We start from the raw sequence: 14751 nt of genomic DNA on the forward strand, positions 1-14751 counted from the left end.
GCGCCGACCGGCGCACCGGGCTTGGGCGAGGCGGACCGGACGTCTGCGCGTGCGTCATCTTCCGCGTCGCGTGGTGAGCGGATTCGAGCCGGGCAGGCCGGTCAGGCCGGTCAGGTGCGGTGCGGGGAGGGGGTTCTGGTGGGGAGGAGGGCTTGGAGCATGGCGAGGAAGGTCAGGGTCCAGGCGGTGAGGGCGACCCAGAGCCAGGCCCGGCCGATCCACTCGACGATGGGCAGGTCGTCGGCGCGGCCGAGGTACATGCCTGCGACGGCGTACATGCCGAGGGGGAAGACGATGCTCCACCAGGTGGGCTCGTAGACGAGAGGCACCCGGTGGACGTAGTGGCGCCAGACGCCGACCGCCGTCAGTACCGGGATGAGCCAGGTCGCGAAGCACCAGAAGACGACCGACATGCCCGCCACCAGGCCGCGCACCGCGTCCACCATGGGGGCGCTCTCCATCTCCACGATGCGCGCGCCCGCGACCACGGTGATGGCGACCGCGCCCATGGCGACCCAGTAGGGCGGGTCGAGTTCGCGCGGTTCGAGGGGGTAGAGCATCAGCCGGAGCGAGACGAAGATCGCGGAGGCGGCGTACAGGACGCAGCCGACCGACCAGGAGAACACCGCGACGACGGCCAGGCCCTGACGCGCCACCTCGTAGTGGGGCTCCAGGGTCGCGGCAGCCACGGCGACCGACTGGCTGGCGACCACCCAGACGAACCACGTCCCGTTGGCGGCCGCCACGACCGGGCGTTCGCTGCGCCCGAGGACCGCCGCCCACGGGATGGTGTAGCCGAGGACCACCCAGGTGAGCGCGGCGATCACGAGGAGGACGGCGGCGGGGACGAAGTGGCCCTGACCGGCCAGGCCAACAGCGAGGACGTCGGTGCCCGCCACGAAGGTGAAGAAGAGGAACGCCTTGCGGGTGTCGTGGGCGTCGGCGGCGAGTTCCCGGCGGTGCGCGACGAAACGCCAGACGGTGAGGACGACCAGCAGCGCGTACTCGACGGCGGCGAGGACGAGCAGGAACCGGGCGACCGGGCTCCAACCGCGCAGCTGGCAGCCGACGGAAAGGATGCCCGTGGCCATGACGAGGGCGAAGTACCCCGGGGACAGACGCGCCGGTGTCAGACCGGCCAGCCGGGGGGACGGAGAAGGCGGGGACGTGGAGAGCACCCAGGCACCGTATGTGATCGGGGCCCGGGAGGTCCTGGGACCTCCGGCCCTTCTCGGCGGGGTCGTGTCGTGCGGGCCGTCAGCGGGGCGAGGCGTCGGGGCCGTCCTCCTCGAGGCGGGCCAGACGGGCCGTCACGTCGTCGGTGAGGCGGGTGAGGAGGCGGATGAGGTCCTCGCGGTCCTGGTCGGGCCAGTCGGCGAGCACCCCGGCGAACCAGCCCAGCACGGACGTCACATACCGGTTCGCGGCGTCGGTGCCCGGTCCGGTGAGTTCGATGAGGCTCACCCGGCGGTCGTGCGGGTCGGCGACACGCCGGACGAGGCCGCGCTTCTCCAGGGCCTGCACCTGACGGGTGACATGCGGCCCCACCACCTGCATGCGTTCGGCGATCTCGCCGATCCGCAGCGGTGTCCCTGCCGTGCGCAGGGAGATCAGCACGCCCACGGCGGGGCGGTCGAGGGCCAGCCCGGCCGCCTCGGCGGCGCGGTCGGTGACCCGGCTTCTGGTGAGGGCGGCGCTGAGCCGCGTGATCCGGGGCAGCACCGCGAGCAGCTCGGCGTGCTGGTCGTCCGGTGCGGAGGACGACGGTACGGAGGCCGGTGCGGAGGACGGTACGGGGGCCTCGGTGGGGTCCGGGGTCTTGGCTGTCATTGAGCGGCTCCATTGAATACCTGAGTTAGGTATCTATATGGTGGGGAGTGACCCGCCGCCCGCGAGGGCGACGTATGGGTTACATAAGGATACCTAAGGTACGCATCTTGCCGCGTTCCGCGGCCGCGCGTACCGGCTCCGAGCCGGGCACCGCCCGGCGGAAAGGCGCGACCCCCATGAACACGCCTCCCACCCACACGCCCCGCACGCCGGACCGCCCGCGCCGCGTCCTGATCTCGGGAGCGAGCATCGCGGGCCCCACGCTCGCGTACTGGCTCGACCGGTACGGCTTCGAGGTGACCGTCGTCGAGAAGGCCGGCGCCGTCCGCGGCGGCGGGTACCCGATCGACATCCGCGGCACGGCCCGCGAGGTCGTCGACCGCATGGGCCTGCTGCCCCGGCTGCGCGAGGTGCACGTCGAGAACGAGAAGGTCACCTTCGTGGACGCGACCGGCGCGACGGTCGGCTCGGTACGGCCCGAACAGATGACCGGCGGAGAGCCGGGCCTCGACCTCGAGATCCGGCGCGGAGACCTCGCCGACGCCCTCTACGCACCGCTGCGGGACCGGGTCGAGTTCCTTTTCGAGGACTCCATCACGACGCTCGACGACGACGGCGACGCCGTGCACGTCGTCCTCGACAGCGGCATACGCCGCACCGTCGACCTCGTGATCGGCGCGGACGGACTCCACTCGAACACCCGCCGGCTCGTCCTCGGCCCCGAGGAGCCCTTCCACCACTACCTCGGCCATGTCTTCGCGGGGTTCACCCTGCCGAACGAGTTCGGGCTCGCGCACGAGGCGGTCATCTGGAACGAGCCCGGACGCGGCGCCGTCCTCTACGCCCACGGGCCGTCCGACCCGGTGCACGGCTTCCTCACCTTCACCCGCGACACCCCGCCCTTCGACGCGTTCCGCGATCCGCGGGCCCAGCGCGATCTGGTCGCCGAGCGCTTCCCCGAGCAGGTGTGGCACCTGCCCCGGCTGGTGGAGGCCATGCGGAACGCCGACGACCTCTTCTGCGACATCGTGAGCCAGATCCGGCTGCACACCTGGTCGAAGGGGCGCGTCGCGCTGGCCGGTGACGCCGCCCACGCCACGTCGTTCCTCTCCGGCCAGGGATCGAGCGTCGCCCTCGTCGGTGCCTACGTCCTGGCCGGGGAACTCGCCACGCACGCGGACCACACGGAGGCCTTCGCGGCCTACGAGCGCCTGGTGCGCCCCTTCGCCGAACGCAACCAGGCGCTGGCCGGCAGCGGCGGCACCATGGTGACGCCGACGACGCGGGAGGTCCTGGAGGCCCGCAACGCCCTGCTGCGCGACCCCGAGGCGCTGGCGAGGACGATGGCGACGACGGACGCCGAGGAACGGCGCGTGACCCACTCGGCGCTGACGCTGCCCGACTACGCGGCGGCCCGCTGAGCCGGGGCGGCCCCGGCGGCCCCGGCCCCGGCGGCCCCGGCGGCCCCTGCCCCGGCTCCGGTGGCGTCCGGCGGCGGGGCCCCCTTAGGCGGCCTCGTGGACGACGAGTTTGAACTCCGCCAGGACGATGTCCCGCGCCACGCTGTCGTCGTGGGTGGCGCGCAGCGCGAGCGGGACGTCCGGGTCGACGAAGATCCCCCACTGCTTCGTCCAGCACTGCATGCCGGGGCTGGGCGGGCGGTGCTCCGTCGCCGTGGTGTCGTTGGGCGACGAGGTGAGGCCGAGCGGGTCCCGGACGAACTGGTCGCGCAGTTCGTCATAGCCTCCCGGCTCCCACTGGATCATCGCGTACAGCACGCCCCAGCCGGCCGTGCTGGGCCATATCAGTCCGGAGCGGTCGTCCGCGTCCCAGTTCGTGACCACGTACCCGTCCGGCTGGTTGACCTGGTGCATGGCGAAGCGGTCGGTGGACTCGGCGCTGCCGAAGGGGAACCTGATGACCGTGTAGGGGCTGTTCGCCGGGATCGACTGCGGGGTGTTCCGTTTCAGGGAACACACCTGCACTCCGGGCGAAGCCGTCGCATGGGTGTACATGCCTGGAGATATGCCCACTTCGGGTGGCGGTGATGTCGCCCGGCGCCGGCACCCCGGACCAATTCGGTTGTCTCGTGCAACCGTTCGGGGTGATCATCTGTCTCCTGAGTGACCTTTTCCGGTCACATGCCTGAGGAGACCGACATTTCCGCCATTCGCAAGACCCTGACCGCCGCAGCCGTCGCCACCGCCGTCCTGGCCGGTTCCGCCGCCTGTGGCACCGCCGAGAAGCTGTCCGCGGGTCAGAAGCTCGACAGCGCCTTCGACCAGCTCGGCGAGCAGCGCTCGCTCTCGTTCGAGCTGGATCTGGACACCGACGCCGCGTCGCTCAAGGCGCTGGACTCCGGGACGGCGGAGCCGGGCGGGGAGATGCCCGACGAGGTCGCCGAACTGCTCAGCGGCGCACGGCTCTCCGTCTCCGTGCGGTCGAAGAAGCCGCTGGAGGAGTCCGGGGAGAAGGACATCAGCGCCGTGGCGATGAGGTTCAGCGGCCCGGACGGCGACCTGGTCGAGTACCGGGTGATCGGCGACCACACCTACCTGCGCGTCGACGCGGAGGCGCTGGGGCGGATCGCCGGCAGCCCCATGCCGTCGGCCGATGAACTGCCCGACAGCGCCGGAGCGTTCAAGAAGCTGCTGGCCGGCGAGTGGCTCAAGGTCCCGACGAAGGACCTTCAGGAGACCGGCGAGCAGATGTCGGGGACCGAGGGCTTCGGGGCGGAAGGCCCCGGGGCCGGGGAGCCCTCCGCCGAGCCCTCCCTCGACGCCCGGGCGCAGAAGAAGCTGATGAAGGCGCTGCGCCAGGTCATCGCCCGGGAGGTCGGCTTCGAGACGTCCGACGGGTCGGACGGCACCGAGCACATCAAGGCCACGGCGCCCTTCCGTACGCTGATGACCGAGCTGTTCGACGAGCTGCGGCCGCTGGAGAAGGAGCTGCCGGGGGCAGCCGGGCTGCCGACGGCGAAGGACCTGGCGGACGCGCCGAACGAGAAGGTCACGGCCGACTTCACGCTGAAGAACGGCGAGCTGACCGAGGTCTCCGTGGACCTCGCGAAACTCGCGGAGAAGGCGAAGGTCAAGAAGTTCGCGCTGGTCCTGCGCGTGGGCAAGGGCGAGAAGGCCACAGCACCGAAGGGCGCCACCGAGGTGCGCGTCGACGAACTCCTGGAGGGCTTCCTCGGTGGCGCGATGGAGGCGGGCTTCGGTGAGGAGGAGTTCGGGACGGAGTCCGAGACCGGGTTCGGGAGCGAGTTCTAGGAGCCGTCCCGTACGGGCGGCGGGTGCCTCGTCACCTGCGTCCGCCGAACTCCCAGGCGTGGACCTCGACGACGGCGTACCCGTCCGGCGGCAGCACGGCGCGGGCCGCGGCCCTGTCCGGTGCGCGGACCAGGGCCGCGGTGCCCAGCCAGAGCGTGCCGTCGTCGGACGTCAGCGGTCCGTAGGCGATCAGTTCGTCCAGTTCGTCCCGGCCGGCGGCCGGCACGTCGAGTTCCGGGGCCCGGCCCGTGCCGAACCCCAGGACCAGGTGGCGCTCGCCGCCGGTGCGGCCGCCGGGGAAGTCCCACATGGTCCGGCCCAACACGTTGTGCCAGCGGCGCAGCAGGACGTCCCGGTAGACGCCGGCCTGCTGGTTCGGCTCGTCGAAGGCGAAGGCGCGGGCCGCCGCGGGATCCGGCAGGTCGACGATGTGGACGCTGCCGGTGGGGGTCTCCCCGTCGTCGGCGAAGGTGGGGCCGCGGGCGATGAGCCGCTCGGCGTAGCGGTCCATGTAGGACCAGTGCGCCTCGCCCAGTTCCCGGCGCAGGGGAAGGGACCCTGGGCGGTCCCGGTGGTAGCAGAAGAACTCCATGGATCCCTCCGAGCGTGCGTGCGGCCCCTCGTACGGACGCGGCCGGGGGTGCGGGAGGTTCCCTTCAGGCCGGAGAGGCCGCTCGGTCGGGAGTGGCCACTCAGGCGGGAGCGGCCACTCAGGCGGGAGCGGCCACTCAGGCGGGAGCGGCCACTCAGGCGGGAGCGGCCACTCAGGCGGGAGCGGCCACTCAGGCGGGAGCGGCCACTCAGGCGGGAGCGGCCACTCAGGCGGGAGTGGCCGCCGTGGTCACCGTGTCCCAGTGGAGCGTGCGGTCGCACCAGCGGGTGAGCAGGGTCCGGTCGTGGCCGACCGAGAGCAGGCCGGCTCCCGTCGCGGTGCGGTAGTCCTCGACCACCCGGACCAGCGCGGCCGTCGTCGACGCGTCCAGCATCGCGGTCATCTCGTCGCAGATCAGCCAGCGGGGCCGCAGGACCAGCGCGCGGGCCAGGCAGGCGCGCTGGAGCTGGCCGTCGCTCACCTCGTGGGGGCGGCGGGTGAGCAGGTCGGCGGTCAGGCCGACGGTCCCGGCGAGTTCGGCCACCCGGCCGGCGACGTCGGCGCGGCGGCCGGTCGCGCGCAGGGGTTCGGCGATCAGGTCGGCGAGGCGCAGACGGGGGTCGGCGGAGAGCCGGGGCTGCTGGAAGACGACGCCGACGGCGGTGCGCCGGGCGCGGGGGGCGCGGTGACGGTAGCGGTGCACGGGGGTGCCGTCGAGGACGACGGTGCCGGAGTCCGGGCGGTGCAGCAGGGCGGCGACCCGGGCGAGGGTGGACTTGCCGCAGCCGCTGGGGCCGAGCAGGCCGACGGCCTCGCCGGGGGCGACGGTGAGGCTCGCGTCGCGTACGACGGGGGCGCGGCGGTCGTATCCGGCGGTGACGGCGCGCAGTTCAAGCACGGATTTCCTTCCGGGTGGGGGCCGGCACCGGGTGGTGGCAGGCGAGCGAGCCGGTGAAGGACGGCAGGGCGGTGCAGGCGTCCGTGGCGCGGTCGCAGCGGGCGGCGAAGGCGCAGCCGTCGGGGAGGTCCCCCAGTTCGGGGGGCAGTCCCGGGATGGGGGTGAAGGATCTGTCGGGCAGCGCCTCCAGCAGGCCCCGGCTGTAGGGGTGGCGGGGGCCCGGGGTGCCGAAGAAGCTGTCCGCCGCGGTCAGTTCGACGATGCGGCCCGCGTACATGACCGCGACCCGGTCGGCGATGCGCCGGGCCGCCGCGAGGTCGTGCGTGATCACCAGCAGGGCCCGGCCGGCGTCGACGTGGCGGCGCAGTTCGTCGACGGTGCGGTCCACCAGGTCGCGGTCCAGGCCGGTGGTGGGTTCGTCCGCCAGGAGCAGGGGTGCCTCGCCGATGAGGGCCAGGGCGGTGGCGGCCCGCTGGGCGAGGCCGCCGGAGAGTTCGTGCGGGTGGCGGTCGAGGTGGTCCGTGGGGAACTCGGCGCGGGCAGCGGCCCGTTCGGCGGCGGTGCGCAGGGCGGCGCGGCCGCGTACGCCGGTGAGCTGGGCGACCGTCTCCTCCAGCTGGGAGCGGATGGTGCGCACGGGGGTGAGGTGTGCGGCGGGGCTCTGCGGGATGAGACCGATACGGCGGCCCCGTACGGTGCGGGCGAGGACGCGTTCGCCGGCCGTGAGCAGGTCGAGGTCGTCGAGGCGGGCGTGGCCGGCCGTCCGGGCGTTGGCGGGGAGCAGGCCCAGCAGGGCGGAGGCGAGGACGGACTTGCCGCAGCCGCTCTCGCCGATCAGGGCGAGGCATTCGCCGGGTGCCACGTCGAAGTGCGCGTCGGTGACGGCGGCGATCCGGCGGCCACCGGGCAGCAGGAAGCGCACGGACAGTCCGCGGACCGACAGCACGGGGGGTCGCTCGGTCACAGCATCAGCTCCGATCGGCGGCGGGGGTTGATCCGCTCCCGCCAGACTCCGGCGAGACCGGCGACGGCGAGCGTGGGGACGATCAGGAAGAGGCCGGGGAAGAGGGTCGGCCACCACTGTCCGGCGAGCAGGGAGCCGCGCGCGCCCTGGATGAGGGTGCCGAGGCTGGCCGTGTGCGTGGGCAGGCCCAGGCCCAGGAAGGACAGGGCCGACTCGTGCCACATGGCGTGCGGGACCATCAGGACGGCGGCGAGTCCGGCCTGGGGCAGGACGCCGGGGAGGAGATGGCGGACGGCCACCCGCCACCGGGACGCGCCGCCGGAGACGGCCGCGTCGATGTAGGGGCGGGAGCGCAGCGAGAGGACCTCGGCGCGGACGATGCGGGCGGTGGACAGCCAGTGGGTGAGGGCGACGGAGATCACCACCGGCCAGACGCCCGGCCGGAACATGGCGACGATGAAGATGCCCATGAGCAGGTGCGGGACGGAGGACAGGGTGTCGACCAGGCGCATGATCGCGCGGTCGGCCCGGCCGCCGAGCGCTCCGGCGGTGGCGCCGACGACGGTGCCGATCACCGTGGCGGTGAGCGCGGCGACGATGCCGACCAGCAGGGACACCCTCAGTCCGTAGACGCAGCGCAGCAGCAGGTCGCGGCCCACGTCGTCGGTGCCGAAGGGATGGGACCAGCCCGGCGGCAGCAGTTTCGCCGCCAGGTCGACGGCCTGCTGGTCGAGCTGGACCAGGGGCGGTACCAGCAGCACCGCGAGGACCGTCACGGCGGCCACGGCGGCGGAGACCCACAGGCGCAGGGTGTGAGTGGAGCGGCGGGCGGTGCCGTGCGCGCGCCATGCCGTCGGGGCCGCGGACCCGGCGGCGTCCGGTTGCCCGGCCTTCTCGACGCTGATGTCGGTCACGTCAGTCACATCTCATTCAGCTTCACCCTCGGGTCGACCAGCCCGTAGAGCAGGTCGGCGAGGAGGTTTCCGGCGAGGACGGCGACGGTGGCGAGGGTGGTGAGGGCGGCCAGCAGGGGGAAGTCGACGGCGGTGGCCGCCTCCACGGTGGCGGCGGCGATGCCGGGCCAGCTGAAGACGCTCTCCACCAGCAGGGCGCCGGTGATGAGTTCGGGGACGCGGGAGCCGATCAGGGTGAGCACGGGCAGCAGTCCGGAGCGCAGGGCGTGGCCGAGCAGGACGGTGCGTTCGCTCAGGCCGCGGGCCCTGGCCCCGCGCACGGGGTCCTCCGCGAGGGCGTCGCCGACGCCCTGGCGGACGTAGAGCGTGAACCAGGGCAGCTGGGAGACGGCGAGGACGCCGGCGGGCAGGATCAGGTGGTGGGTGACCTGCCCGAAGGTGACCTGTTCGCTGCCGGTGTCGGTGAGGCCGCCGGCCGGCAGGACGTCCAGTTCGAGGGCGAACAGCCAGACGGCGAGCAGGGCGATCCAGAAGACCGGCGCCGCCTCCAGACAGTACGCGAGGGAGGTGACCGCGCGGTCCAGGAGGGAGCCGGGGCGGCGGGCGGCGAGCACGCCGAGCACGGTGCCGAGCAGCACGGCGACGGCGAACGCGACCGCGCACAGCAGCGCCGACCAGGCCAGGCGTTCGCCGATGACCTCGGTGACGGGCTGGCGCATGACGGTGGACCGGCCGAGGTCGCCGCCGAGGGCGGAGGTCAGCCAGTCCCACCAGCGGGCGGTGAACGGGCGGTCCACGCCGAGGTTCTCCCGCAGCCGGTCCAGGGTCTCCTGGTCGGCGCCGAGCGCGGCGGTGCCGGCGTACGCCTTGACGGGGTCGAAGGGGGAGGCGGCGGCGACGGCGAACACGCCGAAGGTGACGACGAGGAGCACCGGCACGGCGTGCACGGCCCGCCGTGCCGTGAGCCGTGCCATCGCTCCCCAGGGGGCGCCGGTCATCCCTTCGGCTGCCAGTCCTCGACGTTCCACCAGGGGCCGCTGGCGAAGCCGTGCTCGTGCGGTTCGGTCTGGGTGGTCAGGTCCTGCCAGCGGTCGGCGAGTACGTACACGTGGTCGATGTGGGTGAGGAAGGTGTAGCCGGGGTTCTTGACGAGTGCGCGCTGGAGGTCGTCGTAGGCCTTCTTGCGGACCTCGGGGTCGCGGCTGCGGCGGCCGGTGTCGAGGGCCTCGTCCACGGCCGGGTCGTCGTACCGGGCCATGTTGTTGAAGCCGTCACCGGCGAGGGAGGAGTGCAGCAGGGTGTAGAGGCCGAAGTCGGGGTCGCCGGTGCTGCCGAAGCCGGCGAGGACGGCGTCGCGGTGCATCCGGGGTTCGATGACCTCCCAGGTGGCGCTCTCGACCTTCACCTCGATGCCGGCCTTCTTTGCGTCGGAGGCGTAGGCGAGGGCGTGGTCCTGGCGGACCTTGTCGCCGGAGGGGTAGTAGAGGGTGAAGGAGGCGCGGCGGCCGTTCCTGGCGCGGACGCCGTCCTCACCGGCCTTCCAGCCGGCCTTGTCGAGCATGCGGCCCGCCTCGTCGAGGTCCTGGTCGCGTTCGATGCCCTTCGCGAACCAGGGGTCGTCCACGGGCAGCGGGCCGTAGGCGGGGCGGCCGGCGCCGTCGAGGATCTTGTCGACCATGGCCTCGCGGTCCACGGCGAGGTCCAGGGCCCGCCGGATCGCGGTGTCGCCGGTGACCGGGTTGCCGGTGGGGAGGGTGACGGCGCGGAAGTCGTAGCTCGTCGCCCGGTGGGTGCCGAGCCCGTCGTCGTCGGCGAAGGTGGCGGCGAGGTTGGGCGGGAGGGTGGCGCCGTCCAGGTCGCCGGAGCGCAGCCGGGTGGCGCGGACGTCGTCGTCGGCGATGATCGCCATGGTGAGCTTTTTCACCTCGGGGGCGCCGCCCCAGTAGTCCGGATTGGCCTTGAACGTGAGCTTTTCGCCCTTGCTCCAGCCGGTGAGGACGTACGGTCCCGTGCCGACCGGTTCGGTGTTGAAGGCGCCGGTGTTGGGGTCCTGCTTCCCTGCGATGTGTTCGGGGACGACGGGCAGGACCGTGCGGGCGGCGAAGCCCGCGTAGGGGTAGTCCAGGGTGAAGACGACCGTGTCGTCGCCGTCCGCCCGGACCTCCTTGATGGCGTCCAGTTCGCTCTTGGCGGGGTTGTTGGTCTTGTCGTCCAGGACGGTGCGGTAGGTGAACACCACGTCGTCGGCGGTGAGCGGCTCGCCGTCACTGAACTCCACGCCGTCGCGCAGGGTGTACGTGTAGGTGCGGCCGCCGTCGGTGACCTCGGGGAGCGACGCCGCCAGCGCGGGTTTCAGGCTGAGATCGGCGTTCCGGGCGAGGAGCCCGTCGAAGATCTTGGAGTTGCCGTCCTTGCCGTAGCCGAGCAGGGGGCTGAGGGTGTCCGGTTCGGTGGAGACCCCGATCACGACGGAATCGGCGGCCGCGCCGTCGTCCGTTCCGCCGTCGCCGGGCGCCGAACAGGCGGCGAGCGCACCGGCCATCGCCACCGCGGCGGCGCCCCGTATCCGTCGGGTCGTCATCGATCCTCACATCCCTGTTGCCTGAATATCGCTGTTGCACATTACATGCAGCAAGGTTCTGCCCAGGACGGCGGCCCTTCACTCCCCCGGCCCTGCGATGGGCGCCGCGTGTGTCAAGTGCGCAGGTGTGCGCCGGTGTCCGAGCTGCCGGGCGCCGTCCGCGCGCCCCCTGTGACCGCTTGTCACCGGGCCGGTGCGGGCACTACTGTCACCACGCCTTGGTGACGGGAAATCGGTGCGATACCGGTGCGGCCCTCGCCACTGTGATCGGGAAGTCCGGCTCCGGCCCTCACGGGCAGCCACTGGGTCCTTCGGGACCCGGGAAGGCGGAGCACGGGCGGTGGTACCCGTCAGCCAGGAGACCGGCCAAGGCGCGTCAACCATCCACGAGGTGCTGGAGAGGGTCTGCTGAGCCATGCACATAGCCGAGGGTTTTCTGCCTCCGGTGCACGCGGTCGCCTGGGGCGCCGCGTCGGCGCCGTTCGTCGTCCACGGAGCCCGGTCGCTCATCCGTGAAGTGCGGGAACATCCCGAGAGCACGCTGCTGCTCGGCGCGTCGGGAGCCTTCACGTTCGTCCTGTCCGCGCTGAAACTGCCGTCGGTGACCGGCAGTTGCTCCCACCCCACCGGTACGGGACTGGGCGCCGTGCTGTTCCGGCCGCCGGTCATGGCGGTGCTGGGCACCATCACCCTGCTGTTCCAGTCGCTGCTGCTCGCCCACGGCGGTCTGACCACGCTGGGCGCCAACGTCTTCTCGATGGCGATCGTCGGCCCGTGGGCCGGGTACGGCGTCTACCGGCTGCTGCGCCGGTACGAGGCGCCGCTGATGGTCGCGGTGTTCTTCGGCGCGTTCGTCGCCGACCTGTCGACGTACTGCGTGACGAGTGTGCAGCTCGCGCTCGCCTTCCCCGACCCGGGCAGCGGATTCCTGGGCGCGCTCGGCAAGTTCGGCTCCATCTTCGCCGTCACGCAGATTCCGCTCGCGGTGAGCGAGGGGCTGCTGACCGTGCTGGTGATGCGCATGCTGGTGCAGTCCAGCCGGGGGGAACTGACGCGGCTCGGGGTGCTCGTGTCCTCGGTGGCCGGGCGCGAGCGGGCGGAGTCGGCCGAGGCGGTGGCCCGATGAGCCGTAACGCCAGGATCAACGGCCTGCTGCTGCTCCTCGTGGCCGCGCTCGCGGTGCTGCCGCTGGTGCTCGGGCTCGGCGACCACAAGGAGGAGCCGTTCACGGGCGCGGACGCGGAGGCGGAGACCGCGATCACCGAGATCGACCCGGACTACGAGCCGTGGTTCTCCCCGCTGTACGAACCCCCGTCCGGCGAGATCGAGTCCGCCCTCTTCGCCCTCCAGGCGGCCCTCGGCGCGGGCATCCTCGCCTACTACTTCGGCCTCCGCCGCGGCCGCCGCCAGGGCGCGGCGCAAGCGGTGACGGCCGTCGCCGCCCCGGACACGGCCCCGGCAGCCGGGGCCGGCCCGAAGCCGGGACCTCCCCCGATCCCGAGCCGGTGGCCGACCTCCGGCTCGGGGCCGGCCACCGGCCCAGGAACAGGTTCCGCTCAAGACGCGGCCTCCGACTCAGAGCCGAGCTCCAGCTCGGGCTCACCGTCGAACGCCGTGGGGGGACCGGACTCCGGCTCGGATCCAGGGCCGGGGTCGGGGTCGGCCGCCGGCTCAGGGCCGGCCCCCGGCACGGGCGCGACGGGCAGCTCAGGGGCGGACATCGGCTCGGAACCGGGCTCGGCCTCCACCCCCGGCACGGGCACCAACGCAGAGACGGGGCCCGCCTCGGGCTCGGTCTCGGGTACGGGGTCGGCCCCCAGCACAGGGTCGGCCCCTGGCACGGGCGCGACCCGCCGCTCGGGGACGGACTCCGGCTCGGGGGCGGACCCGTCCTCGGCCCGCGGCACGGGCACCAACTCAGAGGCGGGCCTCGGCTCGGGTACGGGGGCGGCCGCCGGCTCGGCGTCGGGCACGGGCTCGGGATCGGAGGCCGGCACGGCCTCGGGGTCGGGTGCGGGTTCCGGCTCGGGCTTCGGGGCTGAGAGCGGGCGGGGTGGGGACCCGAAGCGGGCCTGGGGCTGAGGGCGTGCTGCCGATTGACGTGGCGGCGCACAGTAGTCGGTGGCGCCGTCGCCATCCCGTGGACAAGGCCGTCCTGAGCCTCGGCCTCACCGCGCTCGCGATCTCGCTGCCGCCCTGGCCTGGCGCGGCCCTGGTGCTCGTGACCGCGCTCGCGGTCCTGCTCGGCCCGGCCGGAGTGCCCGGGCGGCGGCTGTGGCGGGCGTACCGGGTGCCGCTGGGGTTCTGCGTCACCGGGGCGCTCACCCTGCTGGTGCAGGTGGGCGGGCCGGACGGGTTCGTCTCACCCGCCGAGGACGGGCCGCTGCGCGCCGGGGAGTTGCTGCTGCGCACCTCGGCGGCGTCCCTCGGGGTGCTGCTGTTCGCGTTCACCACTCCCCTGTCGGATCTGCTGCCGCGCCTCGTGCGCGCCGGCGTGCCCGCCCCTCTCGTCGACGTGGCGCTGGTGACGTACCGGATGAGCTTTCTGCTGCTCGACTCGGTACGCCGGGTCCGGGAGGCGCAGGCGGCCCGGCTCGGGCACACCACCCGCGCGGCGACCTGGCGCTCCCTCGGCGGGCTCGGCGCGACCGCGTTCGTGCGGTCCTTCGACCGGGCGGCGCGGTTGCAGACCGGTCTCGCCGGACGCGGTTACGACGGCACCCTGCGCGTGCTGGTGCCCGAGACCCGGATCTCCGTCCGGTTCACGGTGCTGAGCGTGGCGCTCCTGGCGGCGCTGGCCGCCCTCACCCTGGTACTGGAAAGGCCCCTGTCGTGAGCGAGTCCGTGCCGGTGGCCCTGCGGGGCGTGTCCTTCGCGTACGAGGACGGACCTCCCGTGCTCACCGGCCTCGACTTCGAGGTGCGTGAGGGACGCGCCCTGGCCCTGCTGGGGCGCAACGGCAGCGGCAAGACGACGCTGATGCGCCTGCTCAGCGGCGGACTGCGCCCGGACGGCGGGGAGTTGACGCTGGACGGGCGGGCGGTGCGGTACGACCGGAAGGGGCTGACGGCGCTGCGCACCACCGTGCAGCTGGTGGTGCAGGACCCCGACGACCAGCTGTTCGCCGCGTCGGTCGGACAGGACGTGTCGTTCGGGCCGCTGAACCTCGGCCTGCCGGATGCGGAGGTGCGGGCCCGCGTGGCCGAGGCGCTGGCCGCGCTGGACATCTCCGCGCTCGCCGACCGGCCCACGCATCTGCTCTCCTACGGGCAGCGCAAGCGGACGGCCATCGCGGGCGCGGTCGCCATGCGACCCCGCGTACTGATCCTGGACGAGCCGACGGCCGGCCTCGACCCGGACGGCCAGGAACGGCTGCTCACCACCCTCGACGGGCTGCGTGCGAACGGCACGACGGTCGTCATGGCGACGCACGACGTCGACCTGGCCCTGCGCTGGGCGGACGACGCGGCCCTGCTCACCCCGTCGGGCGCGCACACCGGCGCGGCGGCCGGGATGCTGGCCCGCACCGACCTGCTCGCGGCGGCGGGACTGCGGCTGCCGTGGGGTGTCGCGGTCGCTCGACTCCTGCGGGAACAGGGGCTGTTGACCAAGGCGGCCACGGGTCCGCGGACCCCGGAGGAACTGGCGGCCCTGATGACCGCGCCGGCCGGCGGGAGGAACACACGGCTCGTGTGACGGC

Annotated in this window: 15 protein-coding genes and 1 riboswitch; of the genes, 6 read left to right on the top strand and 9 right to left on the bottom strand. The window is 73.2% G+C overall.

What is annotated here, in order from left to right:
- Nucleotides 1–110: 110 nt before the first annotated feature.
- Together AC5L3C_RS08150 and AC5L3C_RS08155 are read right to left on the bottom strand one after the other, a co-directional pair.
- Entirely contained in the window at nucleotides 111–1178 is a 1068-nt protein-coding gene (locus AC5L3C_RS08150) for a tellurite resistance/C4-dicarboxylate transporter family protein (protein WP_493648029.1), read from the bottom strand.
- A gap of 79 nt (nucleotides 1179–1257) precedes the next feature.
- On the bottom strand, nucleotides 1258–1830 hold the full coding sequence (locus AC5L3C_RS08155; protein WP_493648031.1) for a MarR family winged helix-turn-helix transcriptional regulator: 573 nt from the start codon (nucleotides 1828–1830) through the stop codon (nucleotides 1258–1260).
- Between the two features lie 176 nt (nucleotides 1831–2006).
- Here AC5L3C_RS08155 and AC5L3C_RS08160 point away from each other — a divergent pair, with 176 nt between their 5' ends.
- The gene (locus AC5L3C_RS08160; RefSeq protein WP_493648033.1) at nucleotides 2007–3251 is read left to right on the top strand and encodes an FAD-dependent monooxygenase; all 1245 of its coding nucleotides are present in this window, start codon (nucleotides 2007–2009) and stop codon (nucleotides 3249–3251) included.
- A gap of 84 nt (nucleotides 3252–3335) precedes the next feature.
- On the opposite strand, the gene AC5L3C_RS08165 is transcribed toward AC5L3C_RS08160, so the two are convergent.
- Entirely contained in the window at nucleotides 3336–3845 is a 510-nt protein-coding gene (locus AC5L3C_RS08165) for a hypothetical protein (RefSeq protein WP_493648035.1), read from the bottom strand.
- 126 nt (nucleotides 3846–3971) lie between these two features.
- Between AC5L3C_RS08165 and AC5L3C_RS08170 the strand changes: the two genes are divergently transcribed.
- A complete protein-coding gene (locus AC5L3C_RS08170) occupies nucleotides 3972–5102 on the top strand; it encodes a hypothetical protein (RefSeq protein ID WP_493648037.1) in 1131 nt (376 codons plus the stop codon).
- 31 nt (nucleotides 5103–5133) lie between these two features.
- Here AC5L3C_RS08170 and AC5L3C_RS08175 read toward each other — a convergent pair whose 3' ends face one another.
- From AC5L3C_RS08175 to AC5L3C_RS08200, 6 genes are all read right to left on the bottom strand, one after another.
- Nucleotides 5134–5694: a YciI family protein gene (locus AC5L3C_RS08175; protein WP_493648038.1), complete on the bottom strand. Its 561-nt coding sequence runs from the start codon at nucleotides 5692–5694 to the stop codon at nucleotides 5134–5136.
- Between the two features lie 226 nt (nucleotides 5695–5920).
- Nucleotides 5921–6592 (bottom strand): ABC transporter ATP-binding protein, encoded by a 672-nt coding sequence (locus AC5L3C_RS08180; protein WP_493648040.1) that lies wholly within the window; start codon nucleotides 6590–6592, stop codon nucleotides 5921–5923.
- Nucleotides 6585–7556 carry an ABC transporter ATP-binding protein gene (locus AC5L3C_RS08185; protein WP_493648042.1) on the bottom strand — a complete coding sequence of 324 codons (972 nt, stop codon included), beginning with the start codon at nucleotides 7554–7556 and terminating at the stop codon, nucleotides 6585–6587. Before AC5L3C_RS08185 ends, AC5L3C_RS08180 begins: the two co-directional genes overlap by 8 nt.
- Nucleotides 7553–8461 carry an ABC transporter permease gene (locus AC5L3C_RS08190; protein WP_493653779.1) on the bottom strand — a complete coding sequence of 303 codons (909 nt, stop codon included), beginning with the start codon at nucleotides 8459–8461 and terminating at the stop codon, nucleotides 7553–7555. Before AC5L3C_RS08190 ends, AC5L3C_RS08185 begins: the two co-directional genes overlap by 4 nt.
- A gap of 14 nt (nucleotides 8462–8475) precedes the next feature.
- A complete protein-coding gene (locus tag AC5L3C_RS08195; protein ID WP_493648043.1) occupies nucleotides 8476–9444 on the bottom strand; it encodes an ABC transporter permease in 969 nt (322 codons plus the stop codon).
- A 20-nt stretch (nucleotides 9445–9464) separates the two neighbouring features.
- The gene (locus tag AC5L3C_RS08200) at nucleotides 9465–11051 is read right to left on the bottom strand and encodes an ABC transporter substrate-binding protein (protein WP_493648045.1); all 1587 of its coding nucleotides are present in this window, start codon (nucleotides 11049–11051) and stop codon (nucleotides 9465–9467) included.
- 202 nt (nucleotides 11052–11253) lie between these two features.
- Nucleotides 11254–11436, top strand: a riboswitch (cobalamin riboswitch).
- 30 nt (nucleotides 11437–11466) lie between these two features.
- Between AC5L3C_RS08200 and AC5L3C_RS08205 the strand changes: the two genes are divergently transcribed.
- The 4 genes from AC5L3C_RS08205 to AC5L3C_RS08220 are packed head-to-tail and all read left to right on the top strand — an operon-like array spanning nucleotide 11467 to nucleotide 14747.
- Nucleotides 11467–12177 carry an energy-coupling factor ABC transporter permease gene (locus AC5L3C_RS08205; protein ID WP_493648047.1) on the top strand — a complete coding sequence of 237 codons (711 nt, stop codon included), beginning with the start codon at nucleotides 11467–11469 and terminating at the stop codon, nucleotides 12175–12177.
- Nucleotides 12174–13133, top strand: a complete 960-nt coding sequence (locus AC5L3C_RS08210; protein WP_493648049.1) for an energy-coupling factor ABC transporter substrate-binding protein — start codon at nucleotides 12174–12176, stop codon at nucleotides 13131–13133. Before AC5L3C_RS08205 ends, AC5L3C_RS08210 begins: the two co-directional genes overlap by 4 nt.
- Before the next feature lie 4 nt (nucleotides 13134–13137).
- Nucleotides 13138–13887 (top strand): cobalt ECF transporter T component CbiQ, encoded by a 750-nt coding sequence (gene cbiQ, locus AC5L3C_RS08215; RefSeq protein WP_493648050.1) that lies wholly within the window; start codon nucleotides 13138–13140, stop codon nucleotides 13885–13887.
- On the top strand, nucleotides 13884–14747 hold the full coding sequence (locus tag AC5L3C_RS08220) for an energy-coupling factor ABC transporter ATP-binding protein (protein ID WP_493648052.1): 864 nt from the start codon (nucleotides 13884–13886) through the stop codon (nucleotides 14745–14747). The genes cbiQ and AC5L3C_RS08220 overlap by 4 nt, the downstream gene beginning before the upstream one ends.
- The last annotated feature ends 4 nt before the right edge of the window (nucleotides 14748–14751 follow it).

The sequence above is a fragment of the Streptomyces speibonae genome, from assembly GCF_984686075.1.